This window comes from Mesorhizobium sp. WSM4306, assembly GCF_007003975.1.
In the GTDB taxonomy this organism is placed as follows: domain Bacteria; phylum Pseudomonadota; class Alphaproteobacteria; order Rhizobiales; family Rhizobiaceae; genus Mesorhizobium.
The window spans coordinates 1-26,071 of the sequence record NZ_VFTC01000044.1 but is presented as its reverse complement, the minus strand read 5'-3'; the positions used below and the strand labels follow the sequence as shown (position 1 = coordinate 26,071).

General features: G+C 62.5%; 21 protein-coding genes. 16 read left to right on the top strand and 5 right to left on the bottom strand.

Annotated elements, in window-relative coordinates:
• Positions 1 to 16: 16 nt before the first annotated feature.
• Both FJV77_RS30450 and FJV77_RS30445 read right to left on the bottom strand, forming a co-directional pair.
• The gene (locus tag FJV77_RS30450) at positions 17 to 1,510 is read right to left on the bottom strand and encodes an NAD-dependent succinate-semialdehyde dehydrogenase (protein WP_142870067.1); all 1,494 of its coding nucleotides are present in this window, start codon (positions 1,508 to 1,510) and stop codon (positions 17 to 19) included.
• Positions 1,511 to 1,639: 129 nt separating this feature from the next.
• Positions 1,640 to 2,128, bottom strand: coding sequence for an Lrp/AsnC family transcriptional regulator (locus FJV77_RS30445; protein WP_142870066.1), 489 nt, complete (start codon positions 2,126 to 2,128; stop codon positions 1,640 to 1,642).
• 83 nt (positions 2,129 to 2,211) lie between these two features.
• Between FJV77_RS30445 and FJV77_RS30440 the strand changes: the two genes are divergently transcribed.
• The 10 genes from FJV77_RS30440 (at position 2,212) to doeB (ending at position 12,112) form a co-directional block, all read left to right on the top strand.
• Entirely contained in the window at positions 2,212 to 3,597 is a 1,386-nt protein-coding gene (locus FJV77_RS30440) for a PLP-dependent aminotransferase family protein (protein WP_142870065.1), read from the top strand.
• A gap of 124 nt (positions 3,598 to 3,721) precedes the next feature.
• Complete coding sequence (gene ehuA, locus FJV77_RS30435) at positions 3,722 to 4,507, top strand: ectoine/hydroxyectoine ABC transporter ATP-binding protein EhuA (RefSeq protein ID WP_142870064.1); 786 nt, start codon at positions 3,722 to 3,724, stop codon at positions 4,505 to 4,507.
• Between the two features lie 64 nt (positions 4,508 to 4,571).
• Positions 4,572 to 5,423, top strand: a complete 852-nt coding sequence (gene ehuB / locus FJV77_RS30430) for an ectoine/hydroxyectoine ABC transporter substrate-binding protein EhuB (RefSeq protein WP_142870063.1) — start codon at positions 4,572 to 4,574, stop codon at positions 5,421 to 5,423.
• Between the two features lie 206 nt (positions 5,424 to 5,629).
• Positions 5,630 to 6,289: an ectoine/hydroxyectoine ABC transporter permease subunit EhuC gene (gene ehuC / locus FJV77_RS30425; RefSeq protein WP_142870062.1), complete on the top strand. Its 660-nt coding sequence runs from the start codon at positions 5,630 to 5,632 to the stop codon at positions 6,287 to 6,289.
• Positions 6,289 to 6,948, top strand: coding sequence for an ectoine/hydroxyectoine ABC transporter permease subunit EhuD (ehuD, locus tag FJV77_RS30420; protein WP_142870061.1), 660 nt, complete (start codon positions 6,289 to 6,291; stop codon positions 6,946 to 6,948). Before ehuC ends, ehuD begins: the two co-directional genes overlap by 1 nt.
• Before the next feature lie 7 nt (positions 6,949 to 6,955).
• Positions 6,956 to 7,732, top strand: a complete 777-nt coding sequence (gene eutA / locus FJV77_RS30415) for an ectoine utilization protein EutA (protein WP_142870060.1) — start codon at positions 6,956 to 6,958, stop codon at positions 7,730 to 7,732.
• A gap of 183 nt (positions 7,733 to 7,915) precedes the next feature.
• Complete coding sequence (gene eutB / locus FJV77_RS30405) at positions 7,916 to 8,905, top strand: hydroxyectoine utilization dehydratase EutB (protein WP_142870059.1); 990 nt, start codon at positions 7,916 to 7,918, stop codon at positions 8,903 to 8,905.
• Positions 8,902 to 9,894 carry a cyclodeaminase gene (locus tag FJV77_RS30400; protein ID WP_142870058.1) on the top strand — a complete coding sequence of 331 codons (993 nt, stop codon included), beginning with the start codon at positions 8,902 to 8,904 and terminating at the stop codon, positions 9,892 to 9,894. Before eutB ends, FJV77_RS30400 begins: the two co-directional genes overlap by 4 nt.
• A gap of 38 nt (positions 9,895 to 9,932) precedes the next feature.
• On the top strand, positions 9,933 to 11,111 hold the full coding sequence (gene doeA / locus FJV77_RS30395) for an ectoine hydrolase DoeA (protein ID WP_142870057.1): 1,179 nt from the start codon (positions 9,933 to 9,935) through the stop codon (positions 11,109 to 11,111).
• On the top strand, positions 11,069 to 12,112 hold the full coding sequence (gene doeB, locus FJV77_RS30390; RefSeq protein WP_185970479.1) for a N(2)-acetyl-L-2,4-diaminobutanoate deacetylase DoeB: 1,044 nt from the start codon (positions 11,069 to 11,071) through the stop codon (positions 12,110 to 12,112). Before doeA ends, doeB begins: the two co-directional genes overlap by 43 nt.
• Positions 12,113 to 12,155: 43 nt before the next feature.
• Here doeB and FJV77_RS30385 read toward each other — a convergent pair whose 3' ends face one another.
• Together FJV77_RS30385 and FJV77_RS30380 are read right to left on the bottom strand one after the other, a co-directional pair.
• Positions 12,156 to 13,283, bottom strand: a complete 1,128-nt coding sequence (locus tag FJV77_RS30385) for a serine hydrolase domain-containing protein (RefSeq protein WP_142870056.1) — start codon at positions 13,281 to 13,283, stop codon at positions 12,156 to 12,158.
• Positions 13,280 to 13,561, bottom strand: a complete 282-nt coding sequence (locus tag FJV77_RS30380; protein ID WP_142870055.1) for a hypothetical protein — start codon at positions 13,559 to 13,561, stop codon at positions 13,280 to 13,282. The genes FJV77_RS30385 and FJV77_RS30380 overlap by 4 nt, the downstream gene beginning before the upstream one ends.
• Before the next feature lie 459 nt (positions 13,562 to 14,020).
• Between FJV77_RS30380 and FJV77_RS30375 the strand changes: the two genes are divergently transcribed.
• The 5 genes from FJV77_RS30375 to FJV77_RS30355 all read left to right on the top strand — a co-directional run bounded on the left by FJV77_RS30375 (position 14,021) and on the right by FJV77_RS30355 (position 22,092).
• Complete coding sequence (locus FJV77_RS30375) at positions 14,021 to 16,240, top strand: mechanosensitive ion channel family protein (protein WP_142870054.1); 2,220 nt, start codon at positions 14,021 to 14,023, stop codon at positions 16,238 to 16,240.
• A gap of 266 nt (positions 16,241 to 16,506) precedes the next feature.
• Complete coding sequence (locus tag FJV77_RS30370; protein WP_142870053.1) at positions 16,507 to 17,955, top strand: TolC family protein; 1,449 nt, start codon at positions 16,507 to 16,509, stop codon at positions 17,953 to 17,955.
• A gap of 37 nt (positions 17,956 to 17,992) precedes the next feature.
• The gene (locus FJV77_RS30365) at positions 17,993 to 20,125 is read left to right on the top strand and encodes a type I secretion system permease/ATPase (protein WP_142870052.1); all 2,133 of its coding nucleotides are present in this window, start codon (positions 17,993 to 17,995) and stop codon (positions 20,123 to 20,125) included.
• Between the two features lie 46 nt (positions 20,126 to 20,171).
• Positions 20,172 to 21,461, top strand: a complete 1,290-nt coding sequence (locus FJV77_RS30360) for an HlyD family type I secretion periplasmic adaptor subunit (RefSeq protein ID WP_142870051.1) — start codon at positions 20,172 to 20,174, stop codon at positions 21,459 to 21,461.
• Positions 21,451 to 22,092, top strand: coding sequence for a ribbon-helix-helix domain-containing protein (locus FJV77_RS30355; RefSeq protein ID WP_142870050.1), 642 nt, complete (start codon positions 21,451 to 21,453; stop codon positions 22,090 to 22,092). The genes FJV77_RS30360 and FJV77_RS30355 overlap by 11 nt, the downstream gene beginning before the upstream one ends.
• A gap of 27 nt (positions 22,093 to 22,119) precedes the next feature.
• Here the strand turns inward: FJV77_RS30355 and FJV77_RS30350 are convergent, their stop codons facing one another.
• Positions 22,120 to 23,064 (bottom strand): transglutaminase-like cysteine peptidase, encoded by a 945-nt coding sequence (locus FJV77_RS30350; RefSeq protein WP_142870049.1) that lies wholly within the window; start codon positions 23,062 to 23,064, stop codon positions 22,120 to 22,122.
• 320 nt (positions 23,065 to 23,384) lie between these two features.
• On the opposite strand from FJV77_RS30350, the gene FJV77_RS30345 reads away from it, so the two are divergent.
• The coding region (locus tag FJV77_RS30345; protein ID WP_210246572.1) for an Ig-like domain-containing protein at positions 23,385 to 26,071 on the top strand (2,687 nt) is incomplete at its 3' end.

Here is a 26,071-nt window from a genome sequence, read left to right as displayed (position 1 = left end):
AGATGGCCGGGCGGACTTATGCGACGTCCAGGCAGAGATATTTCAGATCGGTGAAAGCCTCCAGTCCGTGGCGCGAACCTTCGCGGCCGATGCCGGATTGCTTGACGCCGCCGAACGGGATCGGCGCGCCGGTGATCTTGACGCGGTTGATAGCGACCATGCCGTAGTCGAGGGCGCGACCCATGCGCTGCTGGCGGGCGCCGTTCTCGGAAACGACATAGGCGACGAGGCCGTATTCGGTGGCGTTGGCGCGGGCGATCACCTCGTCCTCGCTGTCGAACGGCGTCACGGCTGCGACCGGGCCAAAAGTCTCCTCGCGCATGATCAGCGCCTCGTCAGTGACATCGGCCAGCAGCGTCGGCTGGTAGAACAGCGGCCCGGCCTGATGTCGCTTGCCGCCGGTGAGGCACCGCGCGCCGCGAGCGATGGCATCGGCAACCTGTTCCTCGACCTTGATGACGGCGCGCTCATGCATCAGCGGCCCGATGTCGGTGCCGTCGGCAAGCCCATTGCCGGTCCGCAGCGCCTCGATACGCCTAGCGAAGGCGGCGCAGAAGCGATCGTAGATCGGGCGCTGGACGTAGATGCGGTTGACGGCAAGGCAGTCCTGGCCCGATGTTGCGAATTTGGCGTCGATGGCAATGCTCACGGCCTTGTCGAGATCGGCGTCGGCAAAGACGATCAGCGGCGCGTGGCCGCCAAGCTCCATCACCAGCCGCTTCATCGTCGGCGCACTTTGCGCGGCGATCAGCCTGCCGATCTCCGTCGAGCCGGTGAAGCTCATGGCACGGACGCGTGGGTCTTCGCACATCCGGCCGACGATGACAGCGGCCTTGCCGGTGACGACGTTGAAGACACCGGCCGGCAGGCCGGCGCGCTCGCCAAGTTCAGCCAGCGCCAGCGCCGAGAGCGGCGTCTCGGATGAAGGATGGGCGACGATGGTGCAGCCGGCGGCAAGAGCGGCGGCCGCCTTGCGGGTCAGCATGGCGGACGGGAAATTCCAAGGGGTGACGACGCCGACAACGCCAAGCGGCTCGCGCCGCACCATCATTTCCGCATTCGGCAGATGGCTGGTAACGCTCTCCGCGTTGAGGCGTTTTGTCTCCTCGGCATACCACTCGACGAAGGAGGCGGCGTAGTCGATTTCGCCTAGCGATTCCTGCATCGGCTTGCCTTGTTCCAAGGTCATCAGCAAAGCGAGGTCGTCTTTCGCTGCGATGATCAGCTCGAACCATTTTCGCAGAATTTTGGATCGCTCCTGCGGCAGCAACGAACGCCAAGCCGGAAAGGAACGTGCGGCGGCATCGATTGCCTTTGTCGTTTGCTGCGCATCAAGCGCGGCGACGAAAGCGACAGTGGTGCCGGTGGCCGGATCGGTCACCTCGAAGCTTTCGGCCGCGTCGCTCGCCGTCCAGTGACCGTCGACATAGGCGAGCTCGCGCAGCAGCCGGCGGTCGGCGAGCCGATCGAGCGCTTCGTGGCGATGCGAGCGGGCAAAATGCGCGGACATGGTCGAGGCCTCCCGGTTCGGACTGATGCGGGAAGCCTACCCGTCATGAGCAGACAGAGAGGCTGTTTGCGTGCCTGGCCGCAGAGAGAGTCTCTCTATTCTGCCACCTTGGCAGACAATCTCTCCGGCCTACGATGCCGGCAGCAGGTCGGCGACGGGGAGAACGATTTCCTCCTTCACCGTCTTGGTGACGATGTAGGTGAAGTAGCGATCGATGCCGATCTCGCGTTCGAGCAAGCCGTCGACCAGCCGCTGATAGGCGTCGATATCGCGCGCCATCACCTTCACCACATAGTCGACGCCGCCGCCCACCGACCAGCAGGCGACGATCTCGGGGATGTCGCGGATGACGCGTTCGAAGCGGTCGAAATCGGCCTGGCGGTGGCTGGCCAGCGTCACCTCCATCAGCACGGTGGCGACCGGCGCCACGACGCGCATGGCGATCCTGGCGTGATAGCCCGAGACAATGCCGCCCTTTTCCAGCTTGCGCAGCCGCATCCAGCACGGCGTCGGCGACAGGCCCACCTGCTCGGCCAGCGCCAGCTTGGTGATGCGCCCGTCGCGCTGGATGGCGTCGAGGATTTTCAGGTCGATCGCGTCGAGTTTGGCTGATGTCATCGGCGTCCGCTTTTTTGTCGGCATCACCATGATGGCGCATTATTTCGATTGTCAATTGCACTGATTTCGATCTCTAATAAGTCATGACATTGTGGCAACCTGATCCCGCGCTCCTTCGGCGGCCGGCCTATCAATCGCTGGCCGACCAGTTCGCGCGCGCCATCCATGACGGGCGCCTCGCCAATGGCGCGCGGCTGCCGACGCATCGAAGGCTGGCCGACGATTTGAAACTGTCGGTGCAGACGATCAGCCGCGCCTATGAGGAACTGATCCGGCGAGGCCTGATTTCGGGCGAGATCGGCCGCGGCAGCTTTGTCCAGACGCAGCGCCGCGAGCCGGAGCCGCCCTATCTGCCGGAGCGCCTCGGCGAAGTCATCGACCTCTCCATCCTGAAGCCGGTCTGCGAGCCTATGCATCTGGAGCGGCTGAAGCAGGCGCTGGGCTGGCTGGCGGAAAACCTTCCGTCCAGTTCGGCGCTGTCGTTCCGGCCCAATATGGTGTTTCCGCGCCACCGCGCGGTGGCGGTGGACTGGCTGAAACTGTGCGGGCTGGATGTCTCCGCCCAGAATATCAGTCTCACCAACGGCGCCACCGCGGGGATGACGGTAGCGCTGATGAGCGTTGCGCCGCCGGGCTCGACCGTCGCCACCGAAGCCATCGGCCACCACACGCTGGTGCCGCTTGCCCGCTATCTCGGCTTCAACCTCGAAGGCCTGCCGATCGACGGCAATGGCCTGATCCCGGAGGCGCTCGACGAGGCCTGTCAGCTCACCGACATTCGCGCGGTCTTCGCGCAGCCTTCGGTGATCAACCCGACGGCCACGCTGATGGATGCGCGGCGGCGCGAAGAGATCGCAGCGGTAGCGCGCAAGCATGACATCGCCATCATCGAGAACGATGTGCTGGGTCCGCTGGTTGAGGACCGGCCGCCGCCGGTTGCCGCCTTCGCGCCGGAGCGCACGCTTTACGTGACGTCCTTCACCAAGATCACCGTGCCTGGCCTGCGGATCGGCTATCTCGCCGCGCCCGACCGCTACGTCGCGGCTGTGGCCAACCGGCATCTGGTGTCCAACTGGATGGCGACGCCGCTGGTGGCCGAGATCGCCACCAAATGGGTGGCCGACGGCACGGCGATGGAGCTCGTGCGCTGGCAGCGCGCGGCATTGCGGCGGCGCCAGGACATCGCGGCCGAAGTGCTGGCCGGGGTCGACTACCGCGTCCGGCGTGACGGGCTCCATGTCTGGCTGCAATTGCCGGCCGACCGCGCCGAGGAGAGCTTCGTCGCCCAGGCCCGCCTGCAAGGCGTGGCGATCGCGCCCGGCACCTCCTTCCGCATCTCAGACGCGCCCTGGCATCCGGCGGTGCGCATCTCGCTGGGCTCGACCACCGAGGGGGAACTGCGCGCCGGCCTCGGCGTTGTCACCAAGCTGCTGCTTGGCGATCCGGAGCATCTTCTGCTCGCGATCTGAGCGCAAATTGCCCTGCAATTGTGCGGCGCCGGAAATATTGTCATGATTTTATTTTCCCAATTGACATGATTTGGCACGTTCCCCATCGTTAAGAGCACAGGCTTCTCCAGTAGGGGAAATTCATTTGTCCACACCCATCATCAAGGTCGACGCCATTTCGAAGAGCTTCGGCTCGTTCAAGGTGCTCGACGGCCTGTCGATGCAGGTCATGCCGGGCGAGAAGCTGGCGCTGATCGGCCCGTCCGGTTCGGGCAAGACGACGATCCTGCGCATCCTGATGACGCTGGAGAAGATCGACGGCGGCCATATCCAGATCGATGGCGAGCAGCTCTACCACATGGAGCGCAACGGCCAGCTGCTGCCCGCCGACGAGCGGCACCTGACCAAGATGCGCCAGAAGATCGGCATGGTCTTCCAGCTGTTCAATCTGTTTCCGCACAAATGCGTCATAGACAATGTCACGCTGGCGCCGATGCTGACCAAGGGCACGCCGCGCGCCGCCGCCGAAAAGCGGGCGATGGAGCTGCTCGACATGGTCGGCATGTCCGACAAGGCGAAGTCGATGCCGGCGCAATTGTCCGGCGGCCAGAAGCAGCGCGTGGCGATTGCCCGCGCCTTGGCGCTGTCGCCAAAGATCATGCTGTTCGACGAGGTGACCTCGGCGCTCGATCCGGAGCTGGTCGAAGAGGTGCTCAACGTCATGCGCAAGCTCGCCGCCGAGACCGACATGACCATGCTGCTCGTCACCCATGAGATGGGCTTTGCCCACGACTTCGCCGACCGCGTGCTGTTTTTCGACCGCGGCCGGATCGTCGAGGAAGGCAAGCCCGACGAGATTTTCCGCCATCCCAAGCAGGAGCGCACACAAGGCTTCCTGAAGAAGATCATCGCGGCCGGACATCGTGTCTGACCGCTTTGCGGGGCGGAAGACCGCCCCAGACAAAACCAAGAAGACAAACAAGGAGTTGGGAACAATGAAGAAACTTGGCATTCTGGCCGGCGTCGCCGGTCTCGCACTGACGGCGGTTCTGGCCGCTTCAAGCACCGGTTCGGCCGATGACAGCAAGCTTGAGCAGCTGAAGGCGCAGGGCTTTGCCCGCGTCGCGATCGCCAACGAGCCGCCCTACACGGCGGTCGCCGCCGACGGCAAGGTTTCGGGCGCGGCGCCCGACGTGGCCCGCGAGATCTTCAAGCGTCTCGGCGTTGGCGACATCGTCGCGTCGATCTCGGAGTACGGCGCGATGATCCCCGGCCTGCAGGCCGGCCGCTTCGACGCCGTCACCGCCGGCCTGTTCATGAAACCGGAGCGCTGCGCGGCGGTCGTCTATTCCGAACCGGTGCTGTGCGACGCCGAGGCGATGCTGGTGAAGAAGGGCAATCCGAAAGGCTTCAAAAGCTACGAGGACGTCGCCAAGGACACGTCAGCCACGATCGGCGCGCCGGGCGGCGGCACCGAGGAAAAGTTGGCGCTCAACGCCGGCGTGCCGCGCGAACGCGTCATCGTCGTGCCGGACGGCCAGAGCGGCCTGAAGATGCTGCAGGACGGCCGCATCGACGCCTATTCGCTTCCCGTTCTGTCGATCAACGACCTCGTCAAGAAGGCCAACGATCCGAACCTCGAAGTCATTGCGCCGGTGCAGGGTGCGCCGGTCTATTGCGATGGCGCCGCCTTCAAGAAGGGCGATGAGGCCTTGCGCGATGCCTTCGATGTCGAACTTGCCAAGCTGAAGAAATCGGGCGAGTTCGCCAAGATTATCGAGCCTTACGGCTTCTCGGCGGCAGCGGCGATGTCAACGACCCGCGACAAGCTCTGCGCAGCGAAATAGCGCGCCTCTTTGCCTTCTCCCCGTTTACGGGGGTGAGGCGTAGTCCGCGCAGCGGACGAAAAGCCAATTGCTTGGCTTTTCGAACAACGAACGCCCGAAGCGATAGCGTAGGGCTGCCGTTATGACACGGAGGGGCGGCGCCAAGTTCGGAGAAGCTTGCGCCACCCCTCATCTGCCGAACTCAACGTAGGGAACCCTCCAACTCTATGACCCAGTGGTCCGGCTATCTCGGCCTGATATTGCAGGGAGCGCTTGTCACCATCGAGCTGACGCTGATGGGGTCGGTGCTTGCGCTGATCATGGCGTTTCTTGCCGGCATGGGGCGCGTGTCGCGCTTCTTTGCGCTGCGCTGGCTGGCAACCGTCTATATCGAATTCTTCCGCGGCACCTCGATCTTCGTGCAGCTGTTCTTTGCCTATTTCGTGTTGCCGTTGATCGGCCTCGAGCTGACCCCGCTGCAGGCCGGCGTGCTGGCGCTGGGCCTCAATGTCGGCGCCTACGCGGCTGAAGTGGTGCGCGGTGCCATCCAGTCGGTCGGCCGTGAGCAATACGAAGCCTGCATCGCGCTCAATTTCGGCCGCTGGCAAGGCATGCGCCACGTTATCCTGCCGCAGGCGCTGCTGATCATGCTGCCGACCTTCGGCAACAACGCCATCGAATTGCTCAAGGCCACGTCCGTGGTGTCGCTGATCTCGCTCGCCGATCTCACCTTTCAGGCGCAGGTCGTGCGCTCGCAGACCGGCAACACGCTGGTGCCGTTCGCCACCATCCTGATCATCTATTTCGCGCTGGCGCTGATCATCTCCTGGGGCATACGTTCTCTGGAACGCCGCATGGCGCGTGGCCTCGATGGGGTGCGCGTCTGATGGAGTGGGATTGGAATTTCGTCTGGGAGATCATGCCGACGCTGATCCAGGGCGTGAAGATCACCATCCTGGCGACGCTGCTCGGCTCCGTGCTGGCCGCAATCGTCGGGCTGGGCATCGCACTGGCGCGGCGCTCGCCCAACAAGGCGCTGTCGCGCAGCGTCGGCTGGGCGGCCGAATTCATCCGCGGCACGCCGCTGCTGGTGCAGCTCTATTTCATCTTCTACGTGCTGCCGGATTTCGGCATCCTGCTGCCGCCGCTGGTTGCCGGCGTCATCGGGCTCGGGCTGCACTACGGCACCTACACGGCCGAGGTCTACCGCGCCGGCATCGACAATGTGCCGCGCGGCCAGTGGGAAGCGGCCAAGGCCTGTAATCTGAGCGCCACGCAGACCTGGACCAACATCATCATTCCGCAGGCCATTCCGCCGATGATCCCGGCGCTGGCCAACTATTTCATCGCCATGTTCAAGGAGACGCCGCTCTTGTCGGCGATCACCGTGCTGGAGCTGATGAACCAGGCCAAGAGCGTCGCCAACACCTACTATCGCTACATCGAGCCGATCACGCTGGTCGGCGCTTTCTTCCTCGTCATCAGCCTCTTTTCCGTCGTGCTGCTGCGCTGGCTGGAACATCGCTACGGCAAGATCGAAAGGTAACCCTGAAATGAAACCGCTGCCCGAAATCAGGCAGATGCCGACAAGGCCGGCACTCGACGCGCGTCCGCTGGAGAAGCGCGTCGGCCTGATCATCCTTGCCACAGACCACACCAGCGAACCGGATTTTCGCCGCATGGTGGCGAGCGAGCGGATCGGCGTCTATGTCGCGCGCATCCCCTACAAGAACCCGACCACGCCCGAGAACCTTCGCAAGATGCAGCCGGAGCTGGCAGCAGGCGCGGCGCTCATCCTCCCCGACGAGACCCTCGACGCCATCTGCTATTCCTGCACCTCGGCCTCGGTGGTGATCGGTGATGCCGAAATCGAGGCCGCGATCCAGTCTGCTAAATCGGGCGTTCCCGTCGTCACGCCGCCGATGGCCGGCGTGCGTGGGCTGAAGGCGTTGGGCGCGAAGAAGATCAGCATCCTCACCCCTTACACCGTCGAAACCTCTAAGCCGATGGCCGCCTATTTTGCGGCGCGGGGTTTCGAGATCCTCAGCTTCACCTGCCTCGGTTTCGAGGACGACCGCGAGATGGCGCGCATCGCGCCGGCAGCGATCGTCGATCTGGCGCGTGAGGCGACGCATGCCGAGGCCGACGCGCTGTTCGTGTCCTGCACGGCGTTGCGGGGTGCGCTCGCCGTTGCCGGCATGGAAGAGGCGATCGGCCGCCCGGTGGTGACCAGCAATCAGGCGAGCGCCTGGAATTGCTTGCGGCTTTGCGGCGACGGGACAACGCGCCCTGAGTTCGGCCGTCTGATGACGCTGCCGCTGGGACAGTAAGATTATGTCCTTCATTCACGAGCGACCCCTTCTGGCCTGCCGGCCATCTCCCCCTCAAGGGGGGAGATCAGCTGCTGCCACGCCTTCGCCAATCATCGACGTTGCAGGAAGAGCGGCAACGCTGAGGCTGCCGATCTCCCCCCTCAAGGGGGAGATGGCCGGCAGGCCAGAGGGAGTCGCCCCATGACGCGCGCCGTCACCCTAACGGACATCCATGCCGCCCGTGAGCGTATCCCCAACATGGTCGAGCGCACCCCAACCGTATTGTCCCACAGCCTGTCGGAACGCTTCGGCGTCCCCGTTCACCTCAAACTCGAACATCGCCAGACCACTGGAAGCTTCAAGCTGCGCGGTGCTTCGAACGCTGTCGCGTCGCTGAGCGCGGATGAAAAGGCGCGCGGCGTGGTCGCTGCCTCGACCGGCAATCATGGCCGTGCGCTTGCTCATGCCGCGAAGCTCGAAGGCATGCGCGCGGTGATCTGCATGTCGCGGCGGGTGCCGGGCAACAAGCTCGACGAAATCCGCCGCCTTGGCGCGGATGTCCGTATCGTCGGCAACAGTCAGGATGAGGCGCAGAAAGAGGTCGAGCGGCTGGTGGCGCAAGAAGGGTTGGTGATGCTGCCGCCCTTCGACCATCCCGCCATCATCGCCGGACAAGGGACGCTCGGGCTGGAGATGATCGCCCAGGTTCCGGACGCCGCCCTCGTGCTGGTGCAGCTCTCCGGCGGTGGCCTGGCCTCGGGCATCGCCGCAGCCGTGAAGGGCGTCAGCCGCGGAACAAAAGTCATCGGGGTTTCGATGGCGCGCGGCGCGGCGATGAAGGCCAGCCTCGATGCCGGCCGCCCGGTAGAGGTCGAGGAGTTGCCGACGCTGGCGGATTCGCTCGGCGGCGGCATCGGCCTCGACAACCGGCTGACCTTCGCCATGTGCCGCGACCTGCTCGACGATGTCATCCTGCTCAGTGAGGACGAGATCGCCGCCGGCATCCGCCATGCCTACGAACAGGAACGCGAGATCGTCGAAGGCGCCGGCGCGGTCGGCATCGCCGCGCTGCTCGCCGGCAAGGTCAGAGTGAACGGGCCGGTCATGGTTCTGCTGTCCGGTCGAAACATCGATATGAACACGCATCGCAAGATCATCTGCGGTGACGCCATTGCGGAGCCCGCGGCATGAGCCAGATGACGATCCTCACCGAGAAAGAACTGCGCACAATCGTGACGCTCGATCTCGACGCTGTTGCCTGCGTCGAAAACGCTTTCCGTGCGCTTGCCACGCTGCCTGTCGCGATGCCGCCGATTCTGCGGCTGGATATTCACGAGCATCGCGGCGAGGTCGATGTGAAGTCGGCCTATGTGCCTGGCATAGATGGCTTCGCCGTCAAGATAAGTTCCGGCTTCTTCGACAATCCGAAACTCGGTCTGCCCAGCGGGGGCGGCATGATGGTGCTGCTCTCGGCAAGAACCGGCGTGGTCGAAGCGCTGCTGCTCGACAATGGCTATCTCACCGACATCCGTACCGCCGCTGCCGGGGCGGTCGCGGCGAAGCATTTATCGCGGCCGGATTCGTCTGTTGCCGCGATCTTCGGCGCCGGCGTGCAGGCCGGACTGCAGCTCGAAGCGCTCATGCTGGTGCGGCCGATCACCGAGGCGCGCATCTGGGCGCGCGATGCCGTCAAGGCGGAGGCGACGGCAAGCGCGCTGCGCGAAAAACTTGGCATCCTCGTGCGCGCCGAACCGGACGCGGCAAAGGCTGTTGGCGGCGCCGACATCATCGTCACCACCACGCCGTCGACCGAGCCGCTGATCAAGGCCGGCTTTGTCGTTGCCGGCCAGCACATCACCGCCATGGGCTCGGACGCCGAGCACAAGAACGAGATCGCGCCGGCGATCCTGCGCATGGCCGATCTCTATGTCGCCGACAGCGCGAAGCAAACGCGGCGTCTCGGCGAACTCCATCACGCCATTGCGTCGGGCGTGATGAGTGCCGACGCCGAGGTCACCGAACTCGGCCAGATCATCGCCGGCGAACGTCATGGAAGGGGCTCAGCCAGCGACATCACCATCGCCGACCTCACCGGCACCGGCGTGCAGGACACGGCGATTGCAACGCTCGCCCGAGACCGGGCGCGGGCGGCCAATGCCGGAACCATCTTTGAAAGCTGATGCTGGCCGCGAGGCCCAACAAACGAGGACCAAAAACAATGCAACCGAACCTGAAATTCTCGCGGGCCGAATTTGCGGATCGCCTCGCCAAGACACGGCAATCCATGGAGATGAAGGGCGTCGACCTCCTGATCGTCAGCGACCCTTCCAACATGGCCTGGCTGACCGGCTATGATGGCTGGTCGTTCTACGTACACCAGGCAGTCATCGTGCCGCCATCGGGGGAGCCGGTCTGGTACGGCCGCGGCCAGGACGCCAACGGCGCCAAGCGCACCGCCTATCTCGCGCATGACAACATCGTCGGCTACGCCGACCACTATGTGCAGTCGACCGAGCGCCACCCCATGGATTTTTTGTCCAGCGTGCTTGCCGATCGCGGCTGGGGCAAGCTGACCATCGGCGTCGAGATGGACAATTACTGGTTCTCGGCCGCCGCCTTCTCTTCGCTGCAGAAACACCTGCCCAATGCCCGCTTTGTCGATGCCACAGCTTTGGTCAACTGGCAGCGCGCGGTGAAGAGTGTGACCGAGATCGATTATATGCGCAAGGCAGCGCGCATCGTCGAAGCCATGCACCAGCGCATCGTCGACAAGATCGCAGTCGGCATGCGCAAATGCGATCTGGTCGCCGAGATCTATGATGCCGGCACGCGCGGTGTCGATGGGATCGGCGGCGACTATCCGGCAATCGTGCCGCTCTTGCCGTCGGGCGCCGACGCTTCGGCACCGCATCTGACCTGGGACGACAAGCCGATGAAGTCCGGCGAAGGCACCTTCTTCGAGATCGCCGGCTGCTACAACCGCTATCACTGCCCGCTGTCGCGCACCGTCTTTCTGGGCAAGCCGACGCAGGAATTTCTCGACGCCGAAAAGGCGACGCTGGAAGGCATGGAGGCGGGGCTTGCAGCGGCCAAACCCGGCAACACCTGCGAGGACATTGCCAACGCCTTCTTCGCCGTCTTGAAGAAATACGGAATCGTCAAAGACAACCGCACGGGTTACCCGATCGGCCTGTCCTATCCGCCGGACTGGGGCGAACGCACCATGAGCCTGCGCCCCGGCGATCGCACCGAACTCATGCCCGGCATGACCTTCCATTTCATGACCGGCCTGTGGCTGGAGACGATGGGACTGGAGATCACCGAATCCATCCTGATCACCGAAACCGGTGTAGAGTGCCTGGCCAATGTGCCGCGCAAACTTGTGGTGAAGAATTGACCCCGATATCCCGCCCATCCCCGATCGCCCCGACCGTCGATTTCGACAAGGATGGCGTCCAGCATGGTTTCCTGCGCTTGCCCTACAGTCGCGACGACTCCGCGTGGGGCTCGGTGATGATTCCCATCTGCGTCATCCGCAACGGCAAGGGGCAGACGGCGCTGCTTTCGGGCGGCAACCATGGCGACGAGTATGAGGGGCCGCTGGCGCTCTACGATCTCGCCCGCACGCTCGATCCCAGGACGGTCAGCGGCACGGTGATCATCGTGCCGGCAATGAACTATCCCGCCTTTCGCGCCGGCACGCGGACGTCGCCGAGCGACAAGGGCAACATGAACCGCAGCTTTCCTGGCCGGCCCGACGGCACGGTGACGGAAAAGATCGCCGACTATTTTCAGCGTGAATTGCTGCCGCGTGCCGACCTCGTTTTTGACTTCCACTCCGGCGGGAAGACGCTCGATTTCGTGCCTTTCTGCGCCGCGCACACTTTGCCCGACAAGGCACAGGAGCAGAAAGCCTTTGACGCGGTCGCGGCATTCTCGGCGCCGTTCTCGATGCGCATGATCGAGATCGACGCGGTCGGCATGTACGACACCGCGGCGGAGGAGATGGGCAAGGTCTTTGTCAGCACCGAGCTCGGCGGCGGCGGCACCTCGCGCGCGCAAACGGTGCGGATTGCACGGCGCGGCATTCTCAATGTGCTGCGCCATGCCGGCATCGTCGATGGTGCGGTCGAGAAGACTCGAACCCAGTGGCTCGACATGCCGTCAGGCGATTGCTTCTCCTTCGCCGAGGACGACGGCATGATCGAAACCATGGTCGATCTCGGCGAACCCGTGAAAGAAGGCGCGGTGCTGGCGCGCATCCACTCCACCGGCCGCACCGGTGTCGCTCCGCAGGAAATCAAAGCGAAAATGTCCGGCATGCTGGCGGCGCGGCATTTTCCAGGCCTGGTCAAAGCCGGTGACTGTGCCGCGGTGGTTGGCGCGCTGGTCTCCTGATGTTCGGAGCCAGCGAAATCAATGACCAGCGTGTGTGCTTACATCAGAGCGCGTCGTAGACGGCGTCGATCACAACCTTGCGGCGCGGGTCCAAGTCGTCGAAACCGAGCATACGGTTGGTGACATAGCCGAACCCGACACCGGCGGCGGGATCGGCAAAGCCGATGGCGCCGCCCCAGCCGCTGTGGCCGAAGGTTTGCGGCGACGCGCGGCTGGCGTAGGTGGGATCCTCCATCTGATAGCCGGCGGCAAAGGCGGTCGGCAACGCGAAGCTGTCGTCCATGCCGCGAATGCGAGGTCTTGCTGCTTCTTCGACCGCGGTAGGGCCGATCAGAGGCTTGCCCTCCCAAACGCCGCCGGCCGCCATCATGCCGTAGATGCGTGCCAGTGCGTGTGCCGTCGACTGGCCATTGCCGCCCGGCACCTCGGCGGCGCGCCAGGCGCGGTCGTTGGGTGCCGTTGCCCGGGGTGTCGGATTATTGGATGCGTGGGGAAAAGGAGAGGCGCGGACAAACTCGACCCAGTCCGACGTTTTTGGGCCTTCAATCATCTCGGCGACCCTGGGATCCTCGCTGGCCGGCAGACCGACATGAAAATCGGCGCCAAGCGGGCCTGCGATCTCTTCCGCGATGAAGCGGCCTATGCTTCGTCCGTCGACGCGGCGCAGTACCTCGCCAGCGAGGTGGCCATAAGTGAGAGCGTGATAGACACAGCGGCTACCCGGCTCCCATAGGGGCGACATGGCGGCAAGCGCGTCGACAAAGGGCGTCCACGCCAACAGTCCTGCCTCGTCCATCGGCACGGCGAGACCGTTCAGCCCGGCCTGATGCGACATCACCTGATCGAGCGTGATGCGCTCCTTGCCGCCGGCCGCGAATTCCGGCCAGTAGCGCGCAACGGGGGCGGCATAATCGAGCTTGCCACGCTCCACCAACATGGCGATGGCCAAGGCCACGACGCCCTTGGTGCAGGACCAGACATTGACCAGCGTGTCCTGCCGCCACGGACGGCTGCGCGCGGCATCGGCATGACCGCCCCACAGATCAACGACGGTCTTGCCGTAGACCACGACCGACACGCCGCCGCCATGCTCCAGCCCTTGCGCGAAACTCGTGGCAAACGCGTCGCGCACGCCGGCAAAGCGTGGATCGCAGATACCGTCTATGTTCATGCGCGAATTCTCATTCGGTAGGAGGTGGTCGACGCGACAGTTTCAGTGGCTGCCCTCGGATTGGCAACCAAGCTCTCGCGACCAGCACAGAGACATGGTGCCGCAGTCAGTCCCGAGGGCAGTGGCGTGCCACCCAACACGACCTTGCCACCCATGGCATCGATCACACGGCGGGTGACGAGCGCGTTTTCCTTGAGAGATAGGGTCGGGTTCTGGACGACGCTGACGGTGTAGCTATCCTTGGTGAGGATGTCGTAGACGCCCTTCCATTCCGTCACGGTCAATTTCGCTATTAAGGATAGTGCATCTTTGTGGATATAAGATATCCTTAATTGTCGAACTTCAAGGTCCTTCCGATAAGGGAGAGACAAGACTTATGTCAAAAATAGCAGGCAATGGTGATGGACATCCCAAAGCGTCTTGGGCCACTTTTATCAATAAAATCAATTGCTAATGTGAGTCCGCGCGACGCGGCGGCGCCCCTTGTCGCCAGTGCATGAAACAATGGCCACGACCACAGCCTTGCCGCTCGCCAGGTACCCTGCCCAACGGACTAGCCAGGAACGATGAGACTTGCACCACAACATCGGCTTGTTCAAGGTAGGAGCAACGACGGACCTCGCTGTCTTTGCTCGCCGATTTGGCCGGAAGGTTACAGTACGATGCCACTCATGAATCGACGATTGGGAGCCAAGGCGCTAGCGCGTCCGGCACGACGTCTCGGAGATCTGACGGCGATGTTTGTCCTGATTGCCCGGCCGCTCGTCTTTGCGATCGCCCTCCTGTTAGCTGGTCAGGCGCAGGCGCAGGCGCCGGCGACCGCCCCGCCTGAAAGGGTCAAACAGCTGTTCGAGCTTCTCGACGATCCGTCGGTGAAGGCCTGGGTTGCCGAACAACGAAATCGGGACGCCGGGTCAACAGCTGCCGAGACGGGAGCTTCGCCGGCCGACGGATCGTCCGACGCGGCGCCAGCACCGGGCCAGATGAACACGATGGCGTCCTCGACGCTCGATCGGATCAGGCACCATATCGAGAGAATCGTGCGGACTTTGCCCCTGCTGCCAGGCCAGTTCGCGCGCGTTCGTGCGGAGACCATGCAGGACATGTCCAGCAAGGGGCCTGTCAGCGTATTGATCCTGATTGCGATGTTCATCGCTGCCGGCCTGGCGCTCACCTGGGCGATATACAAGCTCACCCGTCCATTTCGACTCTGGGTTATCGCGCAACCGAAAGACACGCCCATCGGGCGGGCCAAGAAGATCGGCGGTCGTACGCTTTATTCCAGCATGCTGATCGTCTCGTTCGCACTGGGCAGCGCCGGCGCGTTCATGTTGTTCGACTGGCCAATGCTTATCCGCGAAATTGTGCTGACGTTTCTGATGGCGGCAGTCCTTACATGGGGAGTGCGCCTGTACGTGATGGCCACGCTCGTCCCGTCCTTCATGGAGGTTGAGCACGCCGTCGAGGTTCGTGCTTTGCCGATCACGAACGATACGGCTGATCATTGGGCCTATTGGCTACCCCGGATCGTCGGCGTCTTCGCCTTCTTCGGCGCCGCGTTCATCCTCTTGCCGGGTCTCGGCATTGACCAGGACGCAATGATGGTCCTGTCGCTGGGCGCCGATTTCGTGCTGCTGGTGCTCTTGCTGCTTGCCATCTGGCGCCGGCCAAGAACGCTGCGAGACGGTGCACGCCACAGCGGTCACGCGGAAACGACATGGCTGTTGACTGCTTACTTCGTTGTTCTGTTCCTGCAGCGCATCGCCGGCCTTTATACCTATTTCTGGTTTACCTTCGCCGCATTCTTCCTGCCCCTGGCAATCGTGCTGACTCAGCGCGGGGTTAATTTCGTTCTCCGGCCGGGTTCGGAAGATGCAGGCCGGCCTACGATCCCGGCGGTGACGATCGCTGTGATCGATCGCGCAATCCGAATGATTTTCATCCTGGCGGCGGCTTACTTTCTCGCGCGCGTCTGGGGTCTGAACATGCAATCCATGCACGACAGCGATACGACGACGATGTTCATATTGCGCGGGCTGATCAATATCGTGGTCATTGCGCTTGCAGCCGATTTCGGCTGGTCGATCATCAAGGCTTTGATCGAACGAAAGCTGGGCATCGAAGCACCGCACCCTTTGATCAGCGACGAGGAGGTCCCGATCCTCGATCCGCAGCAGGCGCGGCTGCACACGCTGTTGCCGATCCTCCAGAACATTCTGCTCGCATCGATCATCGTGATGGCGGTGCTTATGATGCTCGCCTCGCTGGGTATCCAGATCGGTCCGCTGATCGCCGGCGCCGGCGTCGTCGGCGTCGCGGTGGGCTTTGGGGCACAAACGATTGTCAAGGACATCATTTCGGGCGTGTTTTTTCTGCTCGATGATGCGTTTCGTGTCGGCGAATACATTTCCTCGGGCAATTACAAGGGTACTGTGGAAAGCTTTTCGCTGCGCTCGGTGAAGCTGCGCCACCATCGTGGTCCGCTGTTCACGATACCGTTCGGTGAACTCGGGGCAGTCCAGAACCAGAGCCGTGACTGGGTTATCGACAAGTTCAACATCACCGTCGGCTATGACACCGATATCGACTTCGCTCGCAAGCTGATCAAGCGAATCGGCCTCGAACTGGCGGAAGATCCTGAATTCAAAAACTGGGTGCTCGACCCGATCAAGATGCAGGGCGTGCAGGAATTCGGCGAGTACGGCATCGTATTGAGGGTGAAGGCCATGATCAGACCCGGAGGCGCCTTCGGCATGAAACGCAAATTCTATGTGCGCCTGCGCCAGGTCTTCAAGGAACAGGGCATCGAACTGCCATTTCCGACCGTCCACGTCCAGGGGCTCCAGAATCCACACGAGGCAGAGAATGCGCCGTTGGAGATCACACCCGAGTTGCAAATGGCCGTCGCGCAGTCGCACACCAATCGGCGCAGAAAAAAAGCAAGCACAACGGAGTAGGGACGGTACACCTGCCGGTCACAGCGCGGCATCCCGCCCTGCGCGTCAGTTCGAGGGTTGCAGACCGTAGAAACCACGCGTATGTGGTCGGCGGTGGCTCGATCAGAGTGCAGCCAGGCGTCTTTTTGTGCTATTTTTGCTACATTCCGTAACTTTGTGGCTTGAGTCCAAGGTTTTAGCGACCACTAAATTGTAAATTTGTAGACAATCATGCTTGGGTTGTAGCGCTTGGAATAAGATGCAGGGGGAACGTTGGGGTGGGTAAAATGAATTCGACAACTATGTCGGCCATATGCAAGCGCCTTGGCCTGCTGACGACGGTTGCCATATTGAGCTGCGGGAATGCTCACGCTCTCACTCTTAAAGAGGCGATGGCGGTCGCGGTGGAGTCCAATCCCGAGATTGGCCAGGCAATCGAAAATCGCGAAGCAATAGAATTCGAACTGCGCCAGGCGAAGGGGCTTTATCTTCCCAGCGTTGATCTGGAAGCGTCGGCGGGGGCTCGCCGCCTCGACAATCCGGACAGGCGCTCGCTTTCGATCGAGAACGACGCGCTCTATCCAGCTGAAACCGACCTCACGGTTACCCAGACGCTCTACGACAGCGGTGCAAGGCGCGCGGAACTGAACCGCCAGGCCTCGCGCGTCGACGGCGCCTCGTTCCGGGTTCTGGAACGGTCCGAATTCATCGGGCTCTCGGTTGTCCAGGATTACCTCGAAGCCATGTTGCAGGCCTCGATCGTTGTCGAAGCAAAGAAGAACCTCGGATTCCATCAGGGAATTCTCGGCGACATCCGGCAAGGCATTGCCGGCGGCGCGCTGAACGAGGCCGATCGACAGCAGGCTGAGGAGCGGTTGTTCGCCGCCAAGGCCCGTGTGCAGGAAGCCACCGAGGAGTTGGAGGCAGCAAAGATCCGGTTCTTCAAGACTGTCGGAAAGCCGCTGACCAGCGCCTCGAGGCCGGGCGATGTGTCCGCCGCGCTGCCGAGATCGCTTGATGAAGCAATCGGGCTGGCACGACAGAACAATCCGCGCGTGCATATGGCCAACAGCGATATCGACGCGGCGGCTTCCCTCGTGGATGCAGCACGGGCAAAATTCGGGCCGTCGATCACGGCTGAAGGTATCGCCCGGGCAGGATCCGACATCGATGGCAGTGATGGCGACACGAGCGACCTTCAGGCAAGGGTCGTGCTGCGCTGGAACCTTTATCGCGGCGGCATCGACAAGGCCAACGAACAGGAACAGGTTCGCCGCACCAGCGAGCAGCGCCTCGTCCTGCACCAGGTCCTGCGCGAGATCGAGGAAGCCGTCCGTACGTCGTGGGATCGACGCTTCCGGCAGGCCGATCTGGCCAAGACGCTGAAGCTTCAAGCTGCCGCCAACGAAAAGTTGGTCGCTTCCTATCGCGAGCAGTTCAAGGTCGGACAGCGCTCGCTGCTCGACGTGCTTGACGCACAGAACACCCGGTTCAACACAGCAACGCTTGCCGACACCGCGTCCTACGCGTCGCTTTTCGCCCAGTACCGCCTGCTGGCGGCAACCGGACAGTTGCTGAAGACCATGGACCTTCAGCCGGCCAAACAGGCAACCGCCTACGCCAAGGCCGAGTTCAATGCACCGGAAACGGCCGACACCGAAACCTATGCACGTACGCCGTCGGAGCAGAAGAACGATCTGCCTTTTGACATCCTCGCGCCGGTAAGGAAAAAATAGTAAGGCCAAGGTCGAACGACAGTCCTGCGGGCGGATCGTGAACCCACAACCTAAAATCCTGTCGCCAAAGGAGGCCTTCAAGGCCTGCTTTTCGGCTGTTGCCGGCTACCTGGGCAGGCCGAGTGCCGAGACCGTGCTGTTTGCCGGCGTGCCGCTGTCGGATACCCGAATCGATATCGACGCTATTCGGCATCTTGCCGAACGCGTCGGTCTTGAAATCACGGAGTTCAGCCATCGCGATTTTCTTCGCGGACGCATCGACCTCCCCGCCATCCTGTTTCGCGTCAGCCAATTGCCGGTTGCGCTGCTTGCCGAGACAGAGGACGATGGATTTACGACCGCTCCCCAGGAGGACGGTCGCACAACCATCAGTAAATCCGAACTTGCCGGAAGCTACATAAGCGGCGGCGTTTCCTTCTCGATAACCTATGCCAACGCGGTCGAGGGGATGAGCGTCGGTTCGGCGGCCAAGATCGAGCGGCGACATTGGTTGACCGGAACGATGGGGCCATTCTGGCGCACCTATTCGAAGGTCATCCTGTCAGCGGTATTCATCAATCTCCTGGCTCTTGCCTCGCCGATCTTCACCATGAATGTCTACGACAGGATCTTGCCAAACAAGGCGATATCGACGCTTTGGGTGCTGTCTATCGGGATCGGCGCGGTCATTCTGTTCGACCTGCTCTTGAAAACCGCCCGAGCGTCGCTGATCGACTATGCCGGGCGCAAGGCCGATCTTCGCATCTCCTATATGCTGTTCGAGAAGGTGCTGAACTCGTCCTTGTCGGCACGGCCCGGCTCAACCGGCGAATATGCGAATCGGGTGACGCAGTACGAGTTCGTGCGCGAGTTTTTCACGTCGAACACCATCAGCGTCTTCATCGACACAGCATTCGTCTTCGTCTTTCTTCTTGTCATCTATGCCATAGGCGGCTGGCTGGTCATCATACCAGCCATTGCCTTTGTCGCCTCCGTGATCGTCGGGCTGATCACGCAACGGCGCATCGGCAAACGCGTTGCCGCGTCCATGAACGAGGCTTCGCAACGCCAGGCCCTGCTGGTTGAATCCATCTCCACGCTGGAGACGATCAAGTCGCTGCGGGCAGAGGCGTATCTTCTGCGAAAATGGGCAGAGCATTCCAAGAACGCATCAAACACCTCCGAGAAGATCAAGCAGCTTTCGGCTGCCGCCGGCAACATAACGCAGGCCATCCAGCAGCTGGTGACCGTCGCCCTGATCGTGGCCGGCGCTTATGCCTTTTCGGAAGGGCATGTCTCGACCGGCGCCATTATCGGCACCGTCATGCTGGCGGGCCGGGCGGTGGCTCCGCTTGGGCAGATCGCTATCACCTTGTCCAGACTTCGTCAGGCAATGCTCTCCTTGCGAATTGTCAACTCGATCATGGCGCAGCCGGAGGATCGGCCGGACACGGTTGGTTTTGTCAACCGGCCCATTCGCAACGGCGCGATGGCGTTCAGGAACGTCGGCTTTGTCTATCCGGGTTCCGAAAACGAAGTTCTGACCGGCGTGAATTTCTCGGTGAAGCCCGGTGAGCGGATCGGCATCATCGGCCGCATAGGCTCGGGAAAGACAACCATGGGGCGGCTGATCGGCAGGCTCTTCCTGCCGACCTCCGGAGAGCTGCTGCTGGACGGGATCGACATCCGCCAATACCACCCGTCGGAGGTTCGCGCCGCGGTCGGTATCGTCGCGCAGGCCAACGATCTGTTTTCGGGCACCATCAAGGAAAATCTCCTGATGGCGTGTCCGGAGGCGACCGATGAACAGATCGTCGAAGCGGCCAAGGCTGCCGGCGTCGACGATTTCGTCTCCCGCCACCCGCGCGGCTACGACATGAATGTCGGCGAGCGCGGCACCAATCTCTCGGGCGGCCAGAGGCAGACAATGGCAATTGCCCGCCTGTTGCTGACCAAACCGAAAATCGTCTTCCTGGACGAGCCGTCCGGTTCGATGGATCTGGCTTCCGAGCGCCAGTTGATCAAGCAGCTCAAGGTGGCTTTCGATCGCAGCACGACGCTGATCGTTTCGACGCACCGCTTCAGCATGCTGGAGTTGGCCGACCGCCTGATTGTCATCGAGCAGGGCAAGATCGTTGCCGATGGACCGAAAGACCAAGTGATACAGGCGCTGCAGAGAACGAGCGCCTGACAGAAACAGACTTGTTGAGTGCATTCAATACGTTGGGGCATGGGAAATGCTTGCCAGGGAAGACCGCCCGCCGCTTTTTGCGTCAGCGTCGATATTCATCATCGGAGCGCTTTTTGCGAGTTCGGTCGCCTGGGCGTCCTTTGCCGAGGTCGATGAAATCGCACGCGGCGACGGCAAGATCATACCCGCGTCGAAGACCCAGGTCATCCAGGCCAGCGAGCCCGGCGTTGTTCAGGAAATCGCTGTGAAGATCGGGCAGATCGTCAAGAAGAACGACCTCATCATTCGCCTCGACAACACTTTCAACACCTCAAGCCTTGGCGAGCAGCAGGCCAAGGCGCGGGCGCTGCAGACGCGCATTGCACGGCTCAAATTCGAACAGACCGGCAATCTCGAGGGCGCATTTCCCTGCCCGTCCGAGATCCAGAAGGTCGCGCCGGAAATCTGCGACAACGAGCAGAAGCTGCTCATCGCGCGCCGCGACAACTTCGAAGTCAAGCTATCGGTTCTCAAGTCGCGCCTCGATCAGCGCGAGAAGGAGCTGGATGAGGCCAACGCCAATGCCGATCGCCTCACCAAGAATCTGGCCGTCAGCGACCAGGAGGCGAAGCTGGTCGAAGCGATGGTCAAGAAAGGCCTGATGGCGCGAACCGAACAACTCCGCGTCGAGCGCGAGCAGACCGAGCTCAATGGTCAGCTGGCACTCGCCGGAGAAACCATCAAGAAAGCGAAGTCGGCCATCACGGAAGCCCAGCTTCAGGTCGATGAACTCGGCCTGCAGCTGCAACAGGAAGCGCTCAGCGATCTGACACAGGCGCTCGCCGACCTCTCGGTGGTGGATGAGACGATACGCGGCGCCACCGACAAGGTGGCGCGCACCGACATACGGTCGCCTGTCGACGGTATCGTCAACACACTCGACATCAACACCGTCGGCGCTTTCGTCCAGCCCGGCGCTGTCGTCGCGGGTATCGTGCCGACCTCCGAGACCCTGCTGGTCGAAGCGCGGGTTTCACCGCGAGACGTCGCCTTCATCCGGCCGGGGCAGGATGCACTGATCAAGGTGACTGCCTATGACTTCTCGATCTTCGGCGGCATCGAAGGCAAGGTCTCGAACATCACCGCCGACAGCCTGGTCGACCAGAAGACCGGCGAACCCTACTATCAGGTTCGCGTCGCCACCGACAAATCGACGCTGACACGCGACGGCAAGACCTATTCGATTATCCCCGGCATGATCTGTTCGGTCGACATCAAGACCGGACGCAAGACGATCCTCACCTACCTGATGAAGCCTATCAACAAGGCGCGCGAGGAGGCGATGAGTGAGCGGTAGCGCGATCTCTCCTCCTGCCGATCGCGACCGGCTGCTCCCGCCGCTGGCGGCAGAGGATTTCGGACTGGAGTTCCGGGTCGTGGCGCGTGGCGGCACGCGCCGTGGCATTCGTCTGGAACGTGCGTTCTGGACCTCGTTGAAGCAAATGGCCGAAAACCGGAAATGCACGATCGGCATGCTGATCGAAGAGATCGCCGAGAGCCACGCCAACACCGGAAACCTGACATCGGCAATCCGCGTAGCTTGCATGCGTGGACTGGCCGACGAGAACCTGACCTTGCAGAGGCTGGCGTCGATCAAGACCATCAACGCCATTCTGGTCGCCTGTCCCTCGCCGGCCTTTGCCCTGTCGTCGTCGAAGAAGATCCTGACCTTCAATGCACCGTTCCAGCAACTGGTGCGTCGTCAATTGCCGGCGGCGCCGAACGAGGACGCGCGCCACGACCTCAAGCTGGCGCTGGATCTCAATGTCGCCGACATATTCGCCAAGCTCGAGGCCAATGGCGAGACGCCGGTCGCTACCGGTTTTGTCATCGGCGCCGGTGACCGCCGCTACCGGGGTCAACTGAACGCGGCGCGGGCGCCGGTCGTCGAGCCGGAACTGCTGATGGCGTTCGTCTTCGGCGGCTAGGGCGCCCAAGACACCGTGACGGCATACTTACTGTTGCAGACCTTCGCCCGGCGCGACCGTCGAAAGGCCGCCCTTGATATCGGCTATTTGCGCAGAGCCGGTCTTTGCGCCATGGATCCATGCGCGGTCGGTGCTGAACGAATACAGCGGCACATAGCTCGGCAGATCGGTGTCGCGTGAAACGACATTGCTCAGGCTGTCGAGAATGAACACCCCGCTGCCGGTGCTGACCGACAGTACGGCATGGAAGAAACCGCGCTTGCGATCCTGCAAGACAACCAGCGACATGCTCTGAGCCGGGATGCCCGCATGCAGCAGCGCGGCCATCTTGAGGATGGCAAAATCCTCGCAGTCCCCTGCCCGCCGCTCGAGGATTTCCGAGGGCTTCGCCCAGTAGTCGAGCTTGCCGTAAACCACGCTGTCCTTCTTGTAGGCGATCGCGCGATTTATACTCGAGTTGACGAAGGACAGCTTGTCGATGAAGTGCTTGTCCCGGGCTGCCTCGACGATCCCGGCAAAGGTGCTGTTCTTGCGCTCGCATGCACTGCCCGCGGTGCACTCGACAATTGCCTTGTAGACAGGCGCCCAGCGCGCCGAGACCGGGAAATTGCGCATAGACAGGGCAACCGACCCAAACACGCCGGGAATGATCGCCGCCGTCTGGATCGGGTCGATCCCGGGGTCGTCCTGCGCTATCGAAGCACCGCGCTTTTCATAAACGGCAACAGGACCATAGCTGCCGAAAACCATGCCGACCCTGTAGGTTGAAACGGGCTGCCAGGGTTGCGGCCGAGCCAGCGAAACGCCGCCGAGACTGGACGGGGTTTCGACCCCCGCGAGCATTGCAGCGACAGCGCGGTTACCCTCGGCAACGCCGCTCGCGAAGGATGGCTGCGGCAGGCTTGCGATGCCCATAGCCAGCAGGAGCAGCTTCAGCCCGGTTACCCCCGGGGCAGATTTTTCTTTTTTCATAACGCCCACCTTTGATTGTGGACGCTACCAATCTTGTCTCAAATTACTGGAAATGAAGGTGGATAAGTTTCTGGAAAACCGGAACATCTAATTTGCATAAAATTTTATTCAATTTTATACTGTTGGTTACCAACCCATCCCGACTGGCGGATATCAAACGGCCACGGTCCCGGCAATGTATATCAGATTATATGTTTGGGGTTTACCACGTGAAAATAATGCCGAGACAGTTATATCGGAATATATGAAAGTGATTGCAGGACAGTTGCAAAGCTGGGGCCGTCACTGTCTCTTGCCGGGAAATACCGGAGGGTTTGGCTATGACGAACAATAACGAACTGGACACCGTCTCGAATTCTTGGGACCAACACTCTCCCGATGAGCATGGCGGGTCGCCGTCGCAGGCGGGGATGCAGGTAGCGCAGGCCGCCCAGGCGGCGCCTGCCGAGCCCGTACCGGTCGATGTCGGCAGCGGCGCGCCCGTCAAACAAGATGCACCTGCGGAGGCGAAGGCCCCGGCGGCAGCTGCGCCCCACGAATACGTGGCCGACGCAAGCAACGTGGTGAAGCTTCCGGCGAACGTCTCGATCGACAATATCAAGGTCGACGGCCACAACCTCGTGCTCGAACAGGCCGATGGCTCGGTGATCGTGATCAAGGATGGCGCGCTCAACGTGCCGACCTTCATCATCGGTGACGTCGAGGTGCCGCGCGTTGCCTTGCTGGCAGCGCTTGAAGCAAGCCACGTCGATGTCGCCTTCGGTGCCGATGGTTCGATTTCGGCCGGCCCCGGCGGTTCGAACCCAAGTGCGGGCGCAGACTTCTCGGTTCCCCCCGGCGGCATCGGCGACGGATTCGGTCTGTCGGCACTGTTGCCGCCCACGGCTCTGCAATTTGGGCTTCTGGATCGGCGCGAACTCTTCCCGTCTGTCGTCGACAGGCCGGTTTCAGTGGTGGCCACATCATTGCTCACCCCGGACCAGGCGGCCAGCGAAACCGGTCTTGACGGCGGCCCCGCTCAATCACCCGGCAGCGACGCGCCGAGTAACGCGGAAACCTCCGGCATCGGAACGATCAGCATCGACGCGCCGGATGGTATCGGGTCCATCGTCATCAACGGCGTCACCGTTACCGGTGTCGGCCAGCAGATTCCGGGCGATTTCGGCTACCTGACGATCGTCTCCTACAATCCGAGCACGGGTGCTATCGAATACAATTACACCGTGACCGAATCGGTCACTCATCCCCTTCAGGGGGACGGGTTCAATCCCAACGACACGGTTCCGGACAATTTCAGCATCACAGTTACGGATGTCGACGGCGATTCGGCCAGCACCACCTTTGCCGTCGCCATCGTCGACGACGTGCCGACGGCGGTTGCCGACACGGACAGCATCGCCGCAGGCCAGTTTGGCCCCGCGACGGGCAATGTGCTTGTCGGCGGTACGGACGCGGTCGACGCGAACACCACGGACGGCGTTGCCGACACCAAGGGCGCCGACGGCGCGACAGTGGTTGGCGTCCAGGCTGGTAACACCAATGCCGCTGTCGACGACGCGGCCACGCTTGGCACGCAGATCCAGGGCACCTATGGCAAGCTGACGCTGGCCGCCGACGGCACCTGCAGCTACGTTCGCGATGCCGGCACGCCCGGCGGCGTCAACGACGTCTTCACCTACACGATCAAGGACGGCGACGGCGACACCTCGCACACCACGCTGACGATTTCGATCGGCAACTCGACGCCGGAGATCACGGACCTGACGCCGGAGGCCGGTGGCGGCGACGTCATCGTCAACGAGGCGGCATTGAATGTCGGGACGCCGGGCGGACCAGGGTCCGATCCGGCAAGCACGGCCGAGACCGGCGCCGGCACCTTCACCATCTCCTCGCCCGACGGCATCGCCTCGCTGGCGATCGACGGCCACACTTTCATCACCAATGGCGTGTTCACCGCGGGCTCCTTCACCACCGCGCTCGGCAACACGCTCAATGTGACGGCTTACGATGCCGCCACCGGCCAGGTGAGCTATACCTACACGCTGGCCGACAACGAGGGGCACGCCGCGGGCCAAGACACCAACAGCCTTTTCGAGAACTTAACTGTCACGCTGACAGACCAGGATCTGCAAAGCACGAACGCCACGCTCTCCGTCAATATCGTCGACGACGTGCCGACGGCGCATGATGAAGCCTCGCAGTCGATTGCTGAAGGTGCCCCGGCACTGACCGGAACACTGGACTTCGTCGCCGGCGCCGACGGCGCCACGGTGACGCATATCAACGGCACGCTGCTGACCTTCGATCCCGGCACGGGCTATTCCCAGTCGGTCGACATCGGCGCGGGCACCATTCAGGTGAAGGCGGACGGATCCTACTCGTTCACGCCGGACGCCTCGGTCGACAACAGTTCCGGTCCGGTGGCGGTCAACGCGACCTACACGGTGACGGACGGCGACCTCGACACTTCGACGGCCAACATCGCCTTCACGATCACGGACGGTGCGGCCCCGGCTGCGGGTGCACCGATCACGCTGGCGCTTGACGACCAGAACCTGAGCGACGGCTCGACGCCGGCCGGTCCGGACCTCGCCTCGAACTCGATCACCTTCACGCCGGGCTCGGATGCGATCGCCTCGATCGCCTTCGGCACCGACCTGAGCGGGCTGAACACCGCGAACCTGACCTGGACCAGGGTGTCGGACACCCAGGTCGTGGGCAAGGACGGCGCCGTGACGGTGGTGACGCTGGACCTATCGGTTGCCAACAACGTGGCGACGGTGACGGCGACGCTGAACAACAATTACGATGCCCATCCCGGCGTCAATCTCGACGACCTGGTCAATCTGGGCCATGTCGGCGTGGTTGCCACCGATACCGACGGCACCCAGGCAACCGGCACCGTCAACGTGACGGTGTCCGACGACGTGCCGACGGCGACCAATGAGGCTTCGCAGAACGTTGCGGAGGGCGCGACGGTGACCGGCACGCTGGACTTCGTCGCCGG